A 17,107-nucleotide genomic window follows, 5' to 3' on the forward strand; every position below is an offset into this window, starting at 1 on the left:
TCAGGGTCGCTCGCCGGAACGTGCCCGCTTCGGGCCGGACGGCGCCGAGGCGGCGGCGTGGCAGGCGCCCCGGCCGTCGGCGCGGGCGACGATCCGGCCGGCCTCGACGCGGACGGCCGTCTCGGTCACGTCGCTCACCGCGGCCAGCCCGGCCGCGGCGGCCAGGGTCCCCGCCGGGTCGTGGACGACGCGCAGGCCCGGCCACGCCGACGGCGGGAACGCCCGGCGGAGGCAGTCGCACAGGTCGGCGACGGCCAGCCTGGCCAGCGGCGCCAGCTCACCGGGGTCGCCGGTGACGACGGCGGCGGTGACCCCGGCGCCGGGCGGAGCGGCCCGGACGGCCTCCTCCACGGCCTCGAGGCGGCGCAGGCCGAGGATCGCCACGACGCCGTCGCCGGCCGGCCGGACGGGCGCCGCCCGCACCGCGTCGACGGCGTCGGGCGGGTCCCACGGGTCGTCGGCGGGCCGGGTGGGCGGGACCGGCGGCACGGGCGGCCACCCACCCCCCAGGTCGAGGTCGGCCAGGCTCGCGCAGACGGTCACGAGATCGAAGGGCTCGAGAAGGCCGGGCGCGGCGGCGCTCATCTGGCTCGCGCCGTGCAGGATCGTGAGCGCGGCCTCCGCGACGCGGACGAGGCGGACGGGCGGCGCGCCGGCCGGGCGCAGCCGCTCCAGGGCCAGCCCGAGCAGGATCGCGTCCAGCCTCATCAACTGGGCGAACGGCTCCCGGGCCGCGTCATCGGCGAGGATCTCGGGCAGCACCTCCCGGCCGATCCGCCGGCCGTCCGCCTCGTCGGTGACGAGGGGCAACCGGTCGACCCAGACGCGGGCGAACGCCGCGAGCGCCTCCCGCGCGGTGCCGGCCGTCGCCGGAGCGGGCGCCGGAGCCGCCCGCTCGGCGTCCTCGGCCAGGACCGAGAAGTACAGGGCCCGCTTGCCGGGGAAGTTGGAGTAGACGGCGCCGCGGGTCAGGCCCGCGCGCTCGGCGATGTGGTCGACCTTGGCGTCGCGGTATCCGCACTCGGTGAACTCCGCCCGGGCGGCGGCCAGGACCCGGGCGCGGTTGCGCTCCTGGGCCTCCGCCCTGGTGAGCCGGATCATCGTCCCCCGATCGCCGGATTGCCGTACGTGGCGGTAGAAGATACCGTCGCCGTCAGATGATGGGATCATATGGTCTCGTCATCCGGCACTGGCGGACTCGTGAGGAGACGTTGTCGATGACCCGCACCGAGACCGACGGCGACCCGCTGACCTGCACGTTCTGTGGCAAGAGCCAACGGCGGGTGCGAAGGCTGATCGCGGGCCCGGCGGGCGTCTACATCTGCGACGAGTGCGTGGCGATCTGCAACGAGCTCATCGAGGACGACGAGGACGGTCCGGCCGCCGCGGGCGCGCCGCCGAAGCCCCAGGAGATCCACGCCTTCCTCGATCGGTACGTCGTCGGCCAGGACGAGGCGAAGAAGATCCTCGCGGTGGCCGTGTACAACCACTACAAGCGCCTTCGGGGGCGGCCCGGCCGCCGGACGGACCGGCGGGACGCCGTCGAGGTCGGAAAGTCCAACGTCCTCCTGATCGGGCCGACCGGCTCCGGCAAGACGCACCTGGCCCAGACCCTGGCCCGGATCCTCGACGTGCCGTTCGCGATCGCCGACGCGACCTCGCTGACCGAGGCCGGCTACGTCGGAGAGGACGTCGAGAACATCCTGGTCGCGCTGTTGCGGGCCGCCGACCACGACGTCCGGCGGGCCGAGACCGGGATCGTCTACATCGACGAGATCGACAAGATCGCCCGCAAGGCCGACAACCCGTCCATCACGCGGGACGTCTCCGGGGAGGGGGTCCAGCAGGCGCTGTTGAAGATCCTCGAGGGCACGGTCGCGAGCGTTCCGCCGGAGGGCGGCCGCAAGCATCCCCAGCAGGAGTTCGTCCAGATCGACACGACCGACGTGCTGTTCATCTGCGGTGGCGCGTTCGCGGGCCTGGAGCGGATCATCGAGCGGCGGGCCGGACGCCGGGCGGCCGGGTTCGGCGCCGCGTTCGGCGCCGAGGACCGGGAGGACTCGTCCGCCCGGGTGATGCCGCAGGACCTGCGGGAGTTCGGGCTGATCCCGGAGTTCGTCGGCCGGCTCCCGGTGCTGTCGGCCGTCGAGCCGCTGGACCGCGCGGCGCTCGTCCGCATCCTCACCGAGCCGCGCAACGCCCTGCTCCGGCAGTACCGCGAGCTGTTCGCGATGGACGGCGTCGAGCTGGAGTTCACCGACGACGCCGTCGACGCGATCGCCGACCAGGCCCTGCTGCGCCGCACCGGCGCCCGGGCCCTGCGCGCGATCTGCGAGGAGGTCCTCCTCAACGTCATGTACGAGGTGCCGGGCCGGGACGACGTCGCCAAGGTCGTGGTCACCCGCGAGACGGTCCTGCGGAACGTCAACCCCACGCTGGTGCCGCGCGAGCACCCGTACGACGGGGCGGAGCGCCCGGAGAAGTCGGCGTAGCCGTTCGCCGGCGCCGGACGACGGGGCTCCTCGCGGTGGGCGTCGCCCCGCCTGGACGCGAGTGATGCGACGACTCGTCTAGGCTCGTGGGCATGCCGGACACGCAGTACGAAGACCTGCTCCGCCACGTGCTCGACACGGGTGCCCGCAAGGAGGACCGCACGGGAACGGGCACGCGGTCGATCTTCGGTCACCAGTTGCGCTACCGGCTGGCCGACGGCTTCCCGCTGATCACGACGAAGAAGGTCCACTTCCGCTCGATCGCGTACGAGCTGCTGTGGTTCCTGCGCGGTGACGCGAACGTCACGTGGCTGCGCGAGAACGGCGTCACGATCTGGGACGAGTGGGCGGCGCCGGACGGTGATCTCGGCCCGGTCTACGGCGTGCAGTGGCGGTCGTGGCCGACCCCGGACGGCGGGCACGTCGACCAGATCAGCGAGGTGCTGCGCACGCTGCGTGAGAACCCCGACTCTCGGCGGATCATCGTGTCCGCGTGGAACGTCGCCGACATCCCGCGAATGGCGCTGCCGCCGTGCCACGCGTTCTTCCAGTTCTACGTCGCCGACGGCAGGCTCTCCTGCCAGCTGTACCAGCGCAGCGCGGACCTGTTCCTCGGCGTGCCGTTCAACATCGCGAGCTACGCGCTGCTGACGCACATGATCGCCGAGCAGGTGGGCCTCGACGTCGGTGACTTCGTCTGGACCGGCGGCGACTGTCACATCTACGACAACCATGAGGACCAGGTCCGCACGCAGCTCACGCGCGAGGCGCGGCCGTTCCCCACGCTGAGCCTGAAGCCGGCGGACAGCCTGTTCGACTACACCTACGAGCACATCACGCTCGAGGGCTACGACCCGCATCCGGGCATCAAGGCGCCGGTGGCGGTGTGATCGGGCTCGTCTGGGCGCAGTCGGCGAACGGCGTCATCGGCCGCGACGGCACGCTGCCGTGGCACCTGCCGGAGGACATGAAGCACTTCCGCTCCCTGACCGCGGGCGCGGCCGTGCTCATGGGCCGCCGCACCTGGGAGTCGCTGCCACCGCGGTTCCGGCCGCTGCCGGGCAGGCGCAATCTCGTGCTGTCGCGCACGCCGCAGGAGGGCGTGGACACGTTCCCCGACCTGCCACAGGCGCTCGCCGCGGTGTCCGGGGACGTGTGGGTGATCGGCGGCGCGGCGGTGTACCGGGCGGCGCTGCCGCTCGCGGACCGGATCGTGGTCACCGAGATCCGGGAGTTGTTCGACGGCGACACGCACGCGCCCGACGTGGGGCGTTCGCCGGACTCCGTCGGGGCGTGGCAGGAGTCGTCGACCGGGCTGCACTACCGGTTCCTGACCTGGGGCTGAGGCCGGCGACAGGCGGCGGCCGTCTTCCGGTCAGATCCGGCGGCCGTGGGCGGCGGCCTGCTCCTCCAGGGACCGCCGGGCGTCGCCGGTCAGCGGTTCGTACCGCAGGTCCCGGCCGGGCCGCCACCAGACCTCGCCGCCCCGCCACGCCTCCCGGTGCAGCGGCCGCTTGTCGACCTTGTTGGTGGCGGTGAGCGGCATCGACGGGACGATCCGGACGAACCTCGGCGCCCACTTCGTGCCGAGGTCCGGCTGTTCCGCCAGGAACCTCGCGAACGCCTCCGGCGCGAACGGGACGTCCAGCTCCAGGGCCGCCATCACCTGGTCGCCCGTACGAGGATCGGGCACCGGGTAGACCGCGCACATCACCACGGACGGCCAGCGGGACAGGATCCGCTCCACCGGAGCGGCCGCGAAGTTCTCGCCGTCCACGCGGAGCCGGTCGCCGGCCCGGCCCGCGAAGTAGAAGAACCCGTCGGCGTCGCGGTAACCGAGGTCACCGCTCCAGAACACGCCGCCGCGCAGCCGCTCGGCCTCGGCGGCGGGGTTCCGGTAGTAGCCCTCGAAGGCGACGCCCCGGCCGACGATCTCCCCGATTGCCTCGTCGGGATTGCGCAGCCGGCCGTCCGGGCCGAAGCGCGCGCGGGGACACTCCTCGCCGGTCGCCGGGTCCGCGACGGCGACGTCCGCGCCGCCGGACGGCCGGCCGAGCGCGTCGGGCGGGCTGTCGGGGGTCTTGCGGATGGAGATCGCGCCCTCGCTCGAACCGTACGACTCGATCAGCCGGCAGCCGAACCGCTCGGCGAACCCGGCCATGTCCCGGGCGGACGCCTCGGTGCCGAACGCCACGCGCAGGGGGTTGTCGGCGTCGTCGTCGCGTTCCGGAGTGGCCAGGACGTACGCGAGCGCGCGGCCGACGTAGTTGAAGTAGGTGACCCCGAACCGGCGTATGTCGGGCAGGAAGCCGGACGCGGAGAACCTGCGGCGCAGCGCGATGGTCGCGCCCGCGGCGGTCGCCAGCGCGATGTTCGCCATGAGGGTGTTGCCGTGGAACATGGGCATCGCGGCGTACGTCACCGAGCCGGCCGTGATGTCGAAGGCCGGGGCCTGCCGGCCGATCGCGGCGAGTCGGCCCTGACCGCACACGACAGCCTTCGGCGCGCCGGTCGATCCTGAGGTGAACAGCAGGAGGAGGGGATCGCGGGCGCTCGGTTCGACCGCCCGCGCCGGCCCTGTCGCGGCGAGCCGCTCCGCGTAGGCGGGGCCGTCGACGAGCAGCACCCGCTCCGGCGGCACGCCGGTGTCCAGGCCGTCGAGCAGCGGGGCGTGGGCGGTGTCGGTGACGATGAACCGGCAGTCGGTGTGCCGGACGTCGTGGGCGAGCTCCGCGCCCCGCCGGGTCGGGTTGACGCCGACGAGGACCGAGCCGGCCAGGGCCGCCCCGCCGAGCCAGAACAGGTACTCCGGGACGTTGTCCAGCAGCACGCCGATGTGCGGCGGTCGATCTCCTCCGAGCAGGGCGTGGGCGAGCGCGGCGCGGCGGCGGCTCTGCCGCAGGACGTCGGCCCATGTGTACCGCTCGTCCTCGAACAGCAGCCCGGTGCGGTCGTCACCGGCCCGGTCGAGCAGTAAGCGCGCGAACGTGTCCATCCCGTCCTGTGTACCAAGCGATTGCTCGGAACGACAAGAGTGATCTCGGTCGCGCCCGGGAGCCCCGTTTCCGGCGACGCTGCAGGTCGGCGGGTCGGTGCGCGGCGCATCGTCGATTTGACGCTATCCCGGTCGAATCGGCAGGATTAACCGCATGAACAGCTTCCTCGTGACGCGCAGGCACATCGACCTGCTCCGCGTCACGTCGATGAGCTGTCGGCCGTGCTTCGGCCGCCCCGTCACGCACTGACCGGGCGCCTTCGCAGGCTCGGGACCCGACCCGAGCCGATCGTCGGGCCGTCCTGCCGACGTCCTTCCGCCGCTTCCGCGTCGCGGCACCCAACGACGCGGGCACACACGCGCATAACGCCCCCAAGAGGAGAACCCCCATGCGTCCGTTGCGAGCCCTCGCAACCACCGCCGTCGCCGTCGTCGCCGCCAGTGCCCTGGCGGCGTGCGGCGGAGGCGGCTCGAAGGCGTCCGCCGACAACCCGTACAAGCTGATCCAGCCGGGCGTCCTGCGCACGGCCACGCTGACCGACGCGCCGCCGAACGTCTACCTGAAGAACGGCAGGTTCACCGGCTACGACAACGATCTGCTGACCGCGGTCGCCGCCAAGATCGGGCTGAAGGTGCAGTTCGCCGGCACCGACTTCTCGGCCCTGCTGTCGCAGGTCGCCACGCACAAGTACGACGTCGGCAGCTCCTCGATCACCATCACCGAGGCCCGTAAGAAGACCGTCGCGTTCACCAACGGCTACGACTTCGGCTACTTCGGCCTCGACGTGCCGGCCGGCTCGCCCATCAAGGGCTTCGACCAGCTCAAGGGCAAGCGCGTGGTCGTCGTCCAGGGAACGGTCCAGGACGACTACGCCACCAAGCAGGGCCTCAACCCGGTCCGGGTGCCCGACTACAACGGCGCGCTCAACCAGCTGAAGAGCAAGACCGCCGACGCCTGGATCGCCCCGGCCGAGATCGGCGAGAAGACCGCCAAGGACAGCGGCGGCAAGGTCGTGGCCGCGGCGAAGCAGCTCGGGTCGACGCCGATGGCGTTCGCGGTCGCCAAGGACAACCCGAAGCTGCTCGAGGCGCTCAACAAGGGCCTCGACGAGGTCATCAAGGACGGCACCTGGACCAAGCTGCAGGAGGAGTACTACCCCGGCCGCCAGGTGCCCCAGGAGTTCAAGCCGGGCAGCGGCACGGTGACCTTCCCGCCGGTCCAGGCGTCGGGCGCGCCCGCCGCGTCGCCGTCGTCCTGACCGGCCGACCGAACACTGACGCGCGCGGGCCGATGAGAGAGGGCCGATGGACCAGCTGAGCACGTTGTGGGACACCTTCTTCAACTGGCAGTCCATGCGGCAGGCCCTGCCCGACATGCTCAAGACGGGCCTGCCGAACACGCTGATCCTCTCGGCCATCTCGGCGCTGATCGGCACGGTTCTCGGGATGCTGCTGGCCATGGCGGGCATCTCCCGGCACCGCTGGCTCCGGTGGCCCGCGCGCGTCTACACCGACATCTTCCGCGGCCTGCCCGCCGTGGTCACCATCCTGCTGATCGGCGTGGGCCTGTCGCAGATCGGGATGAAGGTCTGGGGGCCCAACCCGTACCCACTGGGCATCCTCGCCCTGTCGCTCATCGCGACCGCCTACATCGGGGAGATCTTCCGGTCCGGGATCCAGAGCGTCGACCCCGGTCAGGTCGAGGGGGCCCGCGCGCTGGGGTTCTCCCACTCGGCGGCCCTGGTGCTGGTGATCATCCCGCAGGGCATCCGGCGGGTGCTGCCCGCCTGGGTCAACCAGCTGATCGCGCTGATCAAGGACTCGAGCCTGGTCTACTTCCTCGGGCTTGCGGCCGGCCAGCGCGAGCTGTTCCGGATCGGGCAGGACGCCGCCGCGAACACCGGCAACGAGTCGGCGCTGCTGCTGGCCGGCATCGTCTACCTGGTGCTCACGGTGCCGCTGACCCACTTCGTGAACTTCGTCGACCACCGGCTCCGCCAGGGCCGCCGTACGAGGACCGGCCCGCCGGACGCCGACGAGACGCTTCTGATGGCCGGCGAGACCCCGCTTCCCGCGACCAGTGAGGGCGCAAAGTGACCGAAGAGCAGCAGGAGACGTTCGCCTCAGTCAGTCTCGCCACCCGCGACATCCACCTGGCGTTCGGGAACAACCGGGTGCTGCGCGGCGTCGACCTCGACGTCGGCAAGGGCGAGACCGCCTGCGTCATCGGTCCGTCGGGCTCGGGGAAGTCGACCTTCCTGCGGACGATCAACCGGTTGATCGAGCCCGACAAGGGCGACATCCTCCTCGACGGCGCCAGCGTGCTCGACCGCGACCCGGACCGGCTGCGGCAGCAGGTCGGCATGGTCTTCCAGCAGTTCAACCTGTTCCCGCACATGAACGTCCTGCGCAACCTCATGCTCCCGCTGCGCCGGATCCGCAAGCTGTCCGCCGACGAGGCCGAGCAGGTCGCCCGCGACCAACTGGAGCTCGTCGGGCTCGCCGACAAGGCCGGCTCCCGGCCGGGCCACCTGTCCGGCGGCCAGCAACAGCGGGTGGCGATCGCCCGCGCGCTGGCCATGCGGCCGCAGGTGATGCTGTTCGACGAGGCGACCTCGGCCCTCGACCCCGAGCTGGTCAAGGGCGTCCTGAGCCTGATGGCCGACCTGTCGCGGCAGGGCATGACGATGGTCGTCGTCACGCACGAGATGGGCTTCGCCCGCGAGGCCTCCGACGTCGTAGCCTTCCTCGACCAGGGCGTCGCGGTAGAGACAGGTCCCCCGGACAAGATCTTCGAGTCCCCGGACAGCCCGAGACTCCGCCAGTTCCTCAGCGACGTCCTCTGACGCCGGCTCCGGAGGTTCCCCTGGCGATCGCCGCGCTGTAGCAGCGGCGATCGCCAACGATCACCGTTTCGCGGTCTTGACCGCCCCGCCGCGGCGACTCAGGCGGGGATACGGAGGGATCGGCGGGAGAGGCGGGTGACCAGGTCGTGGTCGATGTCGTGGCCGAGGCCCGGCTGGGTGAGGGGGACGGCGACGACACCGCCGTGGGCGCGGACCGGCGGGGAGACGACGGCGGTCTGGGACGGGGTCTCGCTGACGTCGCTGGGCAGGTCGCAGCCGGGTAGCGCGGCCAGCGCGACGGCCGCCGCCTGACCGATGCCGAAGCCCGCCGCGCCGCCGCACCAGGCGTCCCAGCCGGACGCCAGGGCGCGGTCGTGGGCGCTGCGCGCGGCGGTGAGCCCGCCGAGGCGTGAGATCCGCAGGCCGAGCATCCGGCCCGCGCCCAGCGCGATCGCCGCGTCGACCGTGTCCAGGTCGGCGGGGTCCAGGCACACCGGGGTCTCGATCACCCGCTGCAGGCGGGCGTGGGCGGCCAGCTCGGCGCCGGCGAACGGCCGCTCGATCGCGAGGAGCCCATACGCGTCCAGCGCCTCCAGGGCGGCCAGGTGCGCCGCGTCCTCGGTGTAGGACTCCCCGGCGTCGGCCTGCAGGGCCAGCGCGGGGAACGCCTGGCGCACGGCGCGTACGGGCTCGATGTCCCAGCCGGGCTGCACGGCCAGCGTGACGCGGGCGTAGCCGGCGCTGACCAGCCGGTTCACGCGGGTCAGCAGCACGTCCAGCATCGGTTCGGCGGTCAGCCGGGCACCGGCCACGATCGAGGTGCGGGTGCCGCCGAGGGCGTGCGCCAGCGGGGTGCCATGCCGGCGGCACCACAGGTCCCAGCAGGCGATGTCGATGGCGGAGGCGGCCGGGTGGCCGCCGAGGCCGCCGACACCCACGACCTCCTCCGGCAGCTCCCAGTCGAGGCCGAGGAGCGCCGGGCCGACACGCTCCTCGATGTCGGCCCAGCAGGCGTCGGACCCCGCGACCTCGCCCCAGCCGGTGGCGCCGTCCTGGTCACAGACCCGCACGATGATGCTCTCCGGCCGCCGGCCGTGAGGCATCGTCATGCGGTAGGCCTCGAACCCCTCGATGCGGGGCATGTCACCGTCCTCGCCTAGACATCACATCTATGATCCACCCATCACGGGCATGCCCTGACGCCGGAGGCCGATGCCCGGGCCGCGTACGGGGATCGGCGGATCACCAGCTGGCGTGGAGCGGCTTGCCCTCCGCGTAGCCCGAGGAGCTCTGCACGCCGACCACGGCGTACTCGTGGAGTTCCTCCAGCGTCCGGGCGCCCGCGTAGGTGCAGGCGCTGCGCAGGCCCGCGATGATCGTGTCGAGCAGGTCCTCGACGCCGGGGGACTGCGGGTCGATGTACATCCGCGACGTCGAGATGCCCTCCTCGAACAGCGCCTTGCGGGCGCGCTCGAAGGGGGAGTCGTCGGCGGTGCGGAGCCGGACGGCGCGGGCGGAGGCCATGCCGAAGCTCTCCTTGTACAGCCGTCCGTCGGCGGCGCGCTGGACGTCGCCGGGGGACTCGTACGTCCCGGCGAACCACGAGCCGATCATGACGTTGGCGGCGCCCGCGGCGAGCGCGAGGGCCACGTCGCGCGGGTGGCGCACGCCGCCGTCGGCCCAGATGTGCCGGCCGAGCCGGCGCGCCTCGGCGGCGCACTCCAGGACCGCGGAGAACTGCGGGCGTCCCACGCCCGTCATCATCCGGGTGGTGCACATCGCACCGGGGCCGACGCCGACCTTTACGATGTCGGCGCCCGCCTCGACGAGGTCGCGGACACCCTCGGCGGTCACGACGTTGCCGGCCACGATCGGGACCCGCGGATCGAGCGCGCGGACGCGCCGCAGCGCGCCGAGCATCTTCTCCTGGTGCCCGTGCGCGGTGTCGATGACCAGGAGGTCCGCGCCGGCGTCGAGCAGCGCGCCGGCCTTCTCCTCGATGTCGCCGTTGACGCCGAGGGCGACGGCGACGCGCAGCCGGTCGTCCGCGTCGACGGCGGGCTGGTACAGCGTGGCGCGCAGCGCCCCGGTACGGGTGAGCACGCCCACGAGCAGGCCCTGCCCGTCGACGACCGGGGCGAGCCGGTAGCCGCGGGCGTGCAGCGTGTCGAACGCCTTCTGCGGGTCGATGTCGTCGGGGAGCGAGAGGACGTCGCGCGACATCACCTCGCGGAGCTGGGTGAACCGGTCGACGCCCATGCAGTCGCCCTCGGTGACGACACCGACCGGGCGGTCGTCCTCGACCACCACGACCGCGCCGTGCGCCCGCTTGTGCAGCAGGCCGAGGGCGGCGCCGATCGTGTCGCCCGGGCCGAGCTTGATGGCGGTGTCGACGATGAGGTGGCGGGTCTTCACCCAGCGGACCACGTCGGCGACCACGTCGAGGGGGATGTCCTGGGGGATGACCGCCAGGCCGCCGCGCCGGGCGATCGTCTCGGCCATGCGTCGGCCGGAGACCGCCGTCATGTTCGCGACGACGATGGGGATCGTCGTACCGCTGCCGTCCGCGGTCGACAGGTCGACATCGAGACGGGACCCGACGTCCGAGCGTCGGGGGACCATGAAGACGTCGTTGTAGGTCAGGTCATGGGCCGGTCGCTCACCGTTCAGCAGGCGCACGTTCTTCTACACCGTCCGGAGCTCGGGGATCATCGGCACGAGGGAGGCCGCCGTCCATTGTCGGGGATACCCGGCAGTGCCCGGTTCAATGGGGATTGGGAAGCTGCAATGAGTGCTGACGAGTTCGGCGGGTCGGTGAGTGCCGAGGAGCGCGGCCGGTCAGTGGGTGCCGAGGAGCTCGGACACCTTGACGAGACGCCGTTTCCGGGCGCGCAGGCCACTGATGATCTTCGGGAGCGCGGCATGGGTCTCCGGCGCCGTGGGGTGCCGTTCAGGTGCGTGTGGCCGGGTACGTGCCGGTCGAGGATCGCGGGGGTCCGCCGACGCATTGGCTCGGGATGGCCTGCCCGCCCGGCCTCCACGACGTTCCCGGCCGGAAACTTTCCTGCCAGGGGCATTGACCATCCGTCATTTACCCATGGAACACTTGACGTCTGAGCTGTCCCACCGCACTTTGCGGATCCGGCGCCGCCCCCGGTCCGGTGGCCGGGTGCGCGGGCCCGCACCCCCCGCTGAGAGGCATTGATGCAGTTCAGAGTCCTGCGTGCCACGCCGCCCCGGGCCGTGGCGAACCAGTGGACGCTTCCATCGCCCCCTGCACATGAGGAGATCGGACGTCGCCGAGCGCACCCGCCCGGCGCGCGTGTGACGAGCGTCGCGCGAATACCGGCGGAACTGGTACGCGAGTACTGGCGAGATGATCCCGGACGTTGCCATGCCGTCGGATCGTGCCACGCGCCGAATTCGGCACCGACCACGCGCCTCACCGACACATTCGTGGTCCTTCAGCGAACAAACACGAACAACGCTTCGTTTTCGCGACGAACACGTCACTAATGAAATGATCATGCAAACAACTGCAGGACCATACATCCCCAGGAGGAACCCCGTGCTCGATGCGGTCGACGCCGTGCTCGTACGCGAGCTGCAGCGGGATGGGAGGGCCACCTTCCAGGCGCTCGCCGACCGTGTAGGGCTGTCCCGCACGGCCGTGCGCACGCGCGTACAGCACCTCCTCGATTCGGGGATCGTGCGTGTGGTGGGAATCGTGCACGCGTCGGTGGTCGGGACCGGAGCGATCGGTCACCTGGCCATCGATGTCGACGGCCCGGCGCGACAGGTCGCCGAGGCCGTCTCCCGGCGCGCCGCCGCGTGGTTCGCGGCCCTGGCCGCGGGGGCGCACCCCGTGGTCGCGGAGCTGCGCGTACGCGACGACGCTGCGCTCGTCCAGGAGGTCGACGCGGTGCGCGCGCTGCCCGGCGTCCGCGGCATCGAGGTGTTCCGCGTGACGACGGTGGTCAAGGACGCGCACTCGGTCGTCACCGAGCTGCCCGACGTGTCGCTGGACGAGATCGACTGGCGGCTGCTGCGGGAGCTGACCCATGACGGCCGTACCCCGTACACGAGGCTGGCCGAGGTCGTGGGGCTCTCGCAGGCGGCGACGCGGGCGCGCGCCGTACGCCTGATGCGCTCCGGGATCATCCATGTGACGGGAATCGTCGACTCCCAGGCCCTCGGCTCCGGCGAACTCGCCGGGCTGGGCGTCCGGGTCTCCTCCGACATCGGCGCGGCGGCATCGCGGATCGCGGCGCTGCCCGGCGTCAACTACGTGGTGACCGGATTCGGCCGTCACGACCTTCTCTGCGGGATCGACGCGACCTCGCGGGACGTCCTCCTGAGCACGCTGGAGGCGGTCCGGGCGGTCCCCGGCGTGTGGGTCGGGGAGACCTGGCAGCACCTCGACGTCCTCAAGCGCGTCTACGGCGCCGAGCTGCCGTGACGGCCGGGGGCAAATCCGCCGGTCTTTTACCCGATCGTCTGACCGGCCGGAGAAAACATCGGCAACCCCGGATGTCCAGGCCAATTCCGGCTATGTCAACGACCAATCCGGCGGGTTGTCATACCGTCGTGGCATGAATCTGCGGCAGCTGCGCTATGTCGTCGCGACCGCCGACCACGGGACGATGACCGCGGCGGCACAGGCCCTGTTCGTCGCGCAGCCCGCGCTGTCGCGGGCCATCCGGGACCTGGAGCGAGAGCTCGGCGTCGAGGTGTTCGCGCGCGCCGGTCGCGGCGTCGCGCTGACGGACACCGGCGAGCAGATCGTGCGCTACGCCCGCGACGCCCTGCGGGCCGTCGACGCCATCACCGCGGTTTCCTCCGCCCCGCCCGGCGGCCGCCCGGGCGGGCGGACGGCGGAGCTGCGGGTCGCCTCGACCCTGACGCTCGAGCCGGAGCTGACCGCCCGCCTCCTCCCGGAGTTCGCCCGCGACCAGCAGGCCGTACGGGTCCGGGTGATCCGCTGCGATGGCCGCGACGCGGTCGGCGCGGTGATCCGGGACGGCCGGGCCGACCTGGCCCTGACCGACCTGCCGGTGCCGGGCGACCTCGCCGCCCACCCGCTCGAACAGCGGGAGATCGTGCTGATCTGCCCGCCCGCGCTGCAGATCCGGGAGCCGGTCCCGGTGGCCGCACTGGACGGCATGCGCCTGGTCCTGCCCGCGCGCGGCGGCGCGCGGCGGGCCGAGCTGGACGCGCTGCTGGCCCGTCTCGGCGTCGCGCCCGTCGCGGCGGTGGAGTCCGACGACCGCGGCTCGTGGCTGCCGTCGGTGCGCGCCGGCCGCGGCTCCCTCCTCTGGTACCGCAACCAGGTCGAGGCCGCGGACGGCGTCACGGTGCGTTCCTTCATGCCGCCCATCACGGCGACCATCGGCCTGGTCCACGCCCGTCGTCCGCTCACTCCGGTCGCCCGCGACTTTCTCGCCTTCGCCAAGTCACGCGGCTGAGCCGTCCCCCTTTTGCAGCCCGGCACGACAAGCGCGGCTCGTCTTGTGAGAAAGCCAAGACATCCGCCGGATGCTCGTTGAGCACGGGAGTAACGACCCGCCGCGGCCGGGCGTGTAATACCCGCCAGTCGACCGCAGGGAGCTGACTTATGAAGTACAGGCTGCTCGGATCGCTGGTGGGCCTCCTGATGACGGGCGCGGCGCTCACCGCCGTCGAGGGGGCGCAGGCCGTCGCCGCTCCGGCCGCGTGCGATGCCTCCGACGCCGCGATCTACACCCCGCCCGCCGCCGTGTCCGCGGCTCCGGGAACCCTCCTCGCCTGCGAGGCGGTGACGCTGCCGAAGGTCCCCGGGAGCATCCCGATGAAGGCGTGGAAGGTGCAGTACGCCTCCACCGACCTCCACGGCACGCCGATCGCCGTCTCGGGCACCGTCGCCGTGCCGACCGCCGCCTGGACCCGCGGCGGTTCCCGGCCCGTCATCGGCTTCAACCCCGGAACGCTCGGCCTCGGCCTCCAGTGCGCCTTCTCCAAGCAACTGGCAGGGGCCTACCAGGACGAGTACGAGGGCGACCAGATCGCGGCGATCCTCAAGGCCGGGTACGCCGTCGCCGCCACCGACGGCGTCGGATACCTGAACGGCCAGACGCACACCTACGTCGTCGGCCGGAACGCCGGCCACGCCCTGCTCGACGCCGTGCGGACCGCCTTCCAGGTGCCCGGCGGCGGCCTGAGCACGGGCGCGAAGGTCGGCGTGTGGGGCTACTCCGAGGGCGGCCAGGCCTCGTTGTGGGCGGCGCAGCTCGCCTCCTCGTACGCCCCCGAGCTGCGCGTCGTCGGCGACGCGGCCGGAGGCGTCCCCGGCGACCTGAAGATCACGGCGGCGGGTCTGAACGGCGGGCCGTTCGCCGGATTCCTGCTCGCCGCCGTGCTCGGCCTGCACACCGCCTACCCGTCGATGCCGTTCGACTCACTGCTCAACGACGCGGGACGGAGCGCCATCCAGCAGGGCAAGACCCTGTGCCTGGTCGGCACGGTGACCGCGTTCGCGCTCGCGAACATCAAGAACTACACGAAGGACGCCCTCACGCTCGACCAGATCTACGCGCTGAGCGGACCCGACGGGACCTGGAGTGACCTCATCGACGCGCAGAAGCTCGGCGTGGGCGTCGGACCCGCGTGGTCCGGCGCGCAGTACCGGATCGGCTTCCCGGTCATGCAGTACCGCGGTCTGGCCGACGAGGTCATCCCGGCGGCGACGGAGGACGGCACCCACAAGGCGTATTGCTCGGCCGGGGTCACCACCCAGTGGAACACCTACGCCGGTGACCACCTGACCGCCGACAACCAGGCGATCAACGACGTGATGAGCTTCTTCGCCGACCGGATCGCCGGCTGGCCCACGCTCGGCAACTGCTGACCCGGCGCGGCCCCGCCGCCGCCGGGCCCGCGCTCAGGCGGGCTCGGTGGCGGCGGTGCCGGTGGGCCCGGGGGTGGTGGTGGGGGTGCCGGGTTCGAGTGGCGGCGCGCCGACGGGGCAGTTGACGTCGCACTCGGGGCGGGCGGTGGCCCGGTCGGCCCGGAGGGCGTCGTTCCGGACCGTGACGAGCGTCAGGACCGCGCCGACGGCCAGGAGGGCGGCCGCGAACGTCATGGCGGTGTGGAATCCGTGGTCGAAGACGCGCGGGTCCGCGTAGGCGTTCCCGATGAGGCCGACGGCGGGCGGGACGCCCGCGACGGCGAGGAGACCGGCCGCGCGGGCGACCGCGTTGTTGACGCCGCTGGCCACGCCGGCGTGCCGTACGTCGGCGCTCGCCAGCACGGTCGCGGTCAGCGGAGCGACCGCCGCCGACAGGCCCAGGCCGAAGACCACGGCCGCGGGGAGCACGTCCGTGACGTACGACGCGTGCGGGCCGATGCGCAGGGTCAGGAGCATTCCCGCGGCGGCCAGGACCAGCCCGACCGTCATCGGGGCCCGGGGCCCGACGCGCTGGGCGAGGGCGCCCGCCCGGGAGGACAGCAGCAGCATCAGCACGGTCACCGGCAGCAGCGCCGTGCCCGCGATCATCGGGGAGTAACCGGCGACGACCTGCAGCTCGACGACGAGCAGGAAGAACTGTACGCCCATGCCGCCGTACATGATGAAGGTGACCACGTTGACGGCGGTGAACTGGCGGGACCGGAAGATCCCGAGCGGCAGCATCGCGTCCGGCCCGCGCCCGGCCGACCTGCGCCGCTCGACCACGACGAACGCCGCTCCCGCCGCCACGCCGACCACGGCCGCGAGGGCGACGGCGGCCGGGGACACCCCCTTCTCCGGCGCCTCGGTGAGGGCGTACGTCACGCCGGCCAGCGCGAGGGCCGCGAGCGCCGCGCCGAGGACGTCGAAGCCGTGGTGCTCGGTCTCGTCGCGGCTCTCCGGGACGTGCCGGGCGGCGACGAGGAGCACGGCGGCGGCGAGCGGGAGGTTCAGCAGGAAGGCCCAGCGCCAGCCGGCCGCCGCGATGAGCCAGCCGCCGAGGAACGGGCCGACCGCCCCCGCGACGCCGCCGAGACCGGACCAGGCCCCGACCGCCCGCGGCCGGTCCTCCTGCGAGAAGGACGCCTGGATGATCGCCAGTGAACCCGGTGCCAGCAGCGCGCCGCCGACGCCCTGCAGGGCGCGGGCGGCGACGAGCACGCCGACGTTCGGCGCGAGACCGCACAGGGCGGAGGCGACGGCGAACCACGCGACGCCGATCGAGAAGACCTTGCGGCGGCCGTACCGGTCGCCGAGCGACCCGCCGAGGAGGATGAGCCCGGCGAGCGTGAGGGTGTAGGCGTTGACCGTCCACTGCAGACCCGCCACGGACGCGTGGAAGTCCGCGCCGATGCGCGGCAGCGCGACGTTGACGATCGTGGCGTCGAGCATCGCCAGGCTGGAGCCCAGGACCGTGGCGGCCAGTACCCAGCGGCCACGGGCCTCCGACAGCCGGAGGTTCAAACGATCACTTCGTCGTCGTAGCACCAGCGCCACTCCTCGCCCGGCTCGAACGAGCGCACGATCGGGTGGGAGGTCTCATGGTGGTGCGCCGTCGCGTGCTTGGCGGGCGAGGAGTCGCAACAGCCGACGTGTCCGCAGGTCAGGCACAGACGCAGGTGCACCCAGCGGCCACCGGAGCGCAGGCAGTCCTCGCAACCCTCCGGAGTCCGCGCCTGGGGCGCGGGGTCCGGCAACGCGGAGACGTGTGTACAGGTCGAAGTCGTCATAGAGCGCATACTCGCACGCTCACGGGTCCACGCGCGCACCGCGGTCACGGCCGGGGCGTTCG

At 72.5% G+C, this 17,107-nt stretch carries 16 protein-coding genes; 10 read left to right on the plus strand and 6 right to left on the minus strand.

What is annotated here, in order from left to right:
- Nucleotides 1-1,101: a TetR/AcrR family transcriptional regulator gene (locus ABD978_RS22495; protein ID WP_345357859.1), complete on the minus strand. Its 1,101-nt coding sequence runs from the start codon at nucleotides 1,099-1,101 to the stop codon at nucleotides 1-3.
- Nucleotides 1,102-1,217: 116 nt separating this feature from the next.
- On the opposite strand from ABD978_RS22495, the gene clpX reads away from it, so the two are divergent.
- The 3 genes from clpX to ABD978_RS22510 all read left to right on the plus strand — a co-directional run bounded on the left by clpX (nucleotide 1,218) and on the right by ABD978_RS22510 (nucleotide 3,837).
- Nucleotides 1,218-2,492 (plus strand): ATP-dependent Clp protease ATP-binding subunit ClpX, encoded by a 1,275-nt coding sequence (clpX, locus tag ABD978_RS22500; RefSeq protein ID WP_345357766.1) that lies wholly within the window; start codon nucleotides 1,218-1,220, stop codon nucleotides 2,490-2,492.
- A 92-nt stretch (nucleotides 2,493-2,584) separates the two neighbouring features.
- Entirely contained in the window at nucleotides 2,585-3,382 is a 798-nt protein-coding gene (locus ABD978_RS22505; RefSeq protein WP_345357769.1) for a thymidylate synthase, read from the plus strand.
- Nucleotides 3,379-3,837 (plus strand): dihydrofolate reductase, encoded by a 459-nt coding sequence (locus tag ABD978_RS22510; protein ID WP_345357773.1) that lies wholly within the window; start codon nucleotides 3,379-3,381, stop codon nucleotides 3,835-3,837. Before ABD978_RS22505 ends, ABD978_RS22510 begins: the two co-directional genes overlap by 4 nt.
- Before the next feature lie 30 nt (nucleotides 3,838-3,867).
- On the opposite strand, the gene ABD978_RS22515 is transcribed toward ABD978_RS22510, so the two are convergent.
- Complete coding sequence (locus ABD978_RS22515) at nucleotides 3,868-5,487, minus strand: AMP-binding protein (RefSeq protein WP_345357776.1); 1,620 nt, start codon at nucleotides 5,485-5,487, stop codon at nucleotides 3,868-3,870.
- Between the two features lie 154 nt (nucleotides 5,488-5,641).
- Here ABD978_RS22515 and ABD978_RS22520 point away from each other — a divergent pair, with 154 nt between their 5' ends.
- The 4 genes from ABD978_RS22520 to ABD978_RS22535 all read left to right on the plus strand — a co-directional run bounded on the left by ABD978_RS22520 (nucleotide 5,642) and on the right by ABD978_RS22535 (nucleotide 8,333).
- Nucleotides 5,642-5,737, plus strand: a complete 96-nt coding sequence (locus ABD978_RS22520; protein WP_345357779.1) for a putative leader peptide — start codon at nucleotides 5,642-5,644, stop codon at nucleotides 5,735-5,737.
- Nucleotides 5,738-5,876: 139 nt separating this feature from the next.
- The gene (locus ABD978_RS22525; protein WP_345357782.1) at nucleotides 5,877-6,746 is read left to right on the plus strand and encodes an ABC transporter substrate-binding protein; all 870 of its coding nucleotides are present in this window, start codon (nucleotides 5,877-5,879) and stop codon (nucleotides 6,744-6,746) included.
- A gap of 46 nt (nucleotides 6,747-6,792) precedes the next feature.
- A complete protein-coding gene (locus ABD978_RS22530; protein WP_345357785.1) occupies nucleotides 6,793-7,584 on the plus strand; it encodes an amino acid ABC transporter permease in 792 nt (263 codons plus the stop codon).
- Entirely contained in the window at nucleotides 7,581-8,333 is a 753-nt protein-coding gene (locus tag ABD978_RS22535) for an amino acid ABC transporter ATP-binding protein (RefSeq protein ID WP_345357788.1), read from the plus strand. The genes ABD978_RS22530 and ABD978_RS22535 overlap by 4 nt, the downstream gene beginning before the upstream one ends.
- Nucleotides 8,334-8,431: 98 nt before the next feature.
- On the opposite strand, the gene ABD978_RS22540 is transcribed toward ABD978_RS22535, so the two are convergent.
- Both ABD978_RS22540 and ABD978_RS22545 read right to left on the minus strand, forming a co-directional pair.
- Nucleotides 8,432-9,475, minus strand: coding sequence for an enolase C-terminal domain-like protein (locus ABD978_RS22540; protein WP_345357791.1), 1,044 nt, complete (start codon nucleotides 9,473-9,475; stop codon nucleotides 8,432-8,434).
- Between the two features lie 100 nt (nucleotides 9,476-9,575).
- Complete coding sequence (locus tag ABD978_RS22545; RefSeq protein ID WP_345357794.1) at nucleotides 9,576-11,012, minus strand: GuaB1 family IMP dehydrogenase-related protein; 1,437 nt, start codon at nucleotides 11,010-11,012, stop codon at nucleotides 9,576-9,578.
- Nucleotides 11,013-11,901: 889 nt separating this feature from the next.
- On the opposite strand from ABD978_RS22545, the gene ABD978_RS22550 reads away from it, so the two are divergent.
- The 3 genes from ABD978_RS22550 to ABD978_RS22560 all read left to right on the plus strand — a co-directional run bounded on the left by ABD978_RS22550 (nucleotide 11,902) and on the right by ABD978_RS22560 (nucleotide 15,216).
- Complete coding sequence (locus tag ABD978_RS22550; protein ID WP_345357797.1) at nucleotides 11,902-12,792, plus strand: Lrp/AsnC family transcriptional regulator; 891 nt, start codon at nucleotides 11,902-11,904, stop codon at nucleotides 12,790-12,792.
- A gap of 133 nt (nucleotides 12,793-12,925) precedes the next feature.
- Complete coding sequence (locus tag ABD978_RS22555; protein WP_345357800.1) at nucleotides 12,926-13,798, plus strand: LysR family transcriptional regulator; 873 nt, start codon at nucleotides 12,926-12,928, stop codon at nucleotides 13,796-13,798.
- Between the two features lie 149 nt (nucleotides 13,799-13,947).
- On the plus strand, nucleotides 13,948-15,216 hold the full coding sequence (locus ABD978_RS22560) for a lipase family protein (RefSeq protein ID WP_345357803.1): 1,269 nt from the start codon (nucleotides 13,948-13,950) through the stop codon (nucleotides 15,214-15,216).
- Between the two features lie 33 nt (nucleotides 15,217-15,249).
- On the opposite strand, the gene ABD978_RS22565 is transcribed toward ABD978_RS22560, so the two are convergent.
- Together ABD978_RS22565 and ABD978_RS22570 are read right to left on the minus strand one after the other, a co-directional pair.
- The gene (locus tag ABD978_RS22565) at nucleotides 15,250-16,779 is read right to left on the minus strand and encodes an MFS transporter (protein ID WP_345357806.1); all 1,530 of its coding nucleotides are present in this window, start codon (nucleotides 16,777-16,779) and stop codon (nucleotides 15,250-15,252) included.
- Nucleotides 16,776-17,045, minus strand: a complete 270-nt coding sequence (locus ABD978_RS22570; RefSeq protein ID WP_345357809.1) for a UBP-type zinc finger domain-containing protein — start codon at nucleotides 17,043-17,045, stop codon at nucleotides 16,776-16,778. The genes ABD978_RS22565 and ABD978_RS22570 overlap by 4 nt, the downstream gene beginning before the upstream one ends.
- Nucleotides 17,046-17,107: the final 62 nt, after the last annotated feature.

This window comes from Actinoallomurus liliacearum, from assembly GCF_039542035.1.
GTDB classification, from domain to species: Bacteria; Actinomycetota; Actinomycetes; order Streptosporangiales; family Streptosporangiaceae; genus Actinoallomurus; species Actinoallomurus liliacearum.